The following is a 532-nucleotide window of genomic DNA, read 5'->3' on the forward strand; positions in this document are numbered from 1 at the left end:
GAACATACCCACCATTACGCCTTAAATTATCCGCAATATCCTTAGAGTTGAACACGATAGAAGAATAAAAGTAAGCAAAAAAGATAATGAGCAAGAACATCAAAATATTATACGCATACCCTTGCGGGCTTAAAAAATCCGCAATCGCTTGCAAGGTTTTGTTGCTTGTGGCTTGCTGTAAAATCGTAGAAGGGAACACGAGCAAAGCTGAAGCGAAAATAGGAGGGATCACTCCGCTTAAATTCAACTTAATGGGAATGTAATTCATGATACGCTTATTTTGGTTTTGCATCACCACTTTACGCGCATAAGAAATAGGGATCCTACGCTCAGCTAATTCCACATAGATAATCGCAAAAATAGTCGCTAAAACAATCAGCACAATGCCAATGAGCATTAAGATATTAATAACGCCCGTATTGACCAAGTTGAATGTGCCTGAAATAGCCGATGGAATCCCTGATACAATCCCGGCAAAAATAATGAGACTGATCCCATTCCCCACGCCCCTTTGCGTGATTTGCTCCCCTAT

At 40.4% G+C, this 532-nt stretch carries 1 protein-coding gene; it reads right to left on the reverse strand.

Going from position 1 to position 532, the window contains the following annotated elements:
- The coding region (locus IE260_RS43530; protein WP_268255039.1) for a SecY family transport protein at nt 1–505 on the reverse strand (505 nt) is incomplete at its 3' end.
- Nucleotides 506–532 lie beyond the last annotated feature (27 nt).

Origin of the sequence: Streptomyces viridiviolaceus (genome assembly GCF_014650995.1) — a bacterium.
GTDB classification, from domain to species: domain Bacteria; phylum Actinomycetota; class Actinomycetes; order Streptomycetales; family Streptomycetaceae; genus Streptomyces; species Streptomyces viridiviolaceus.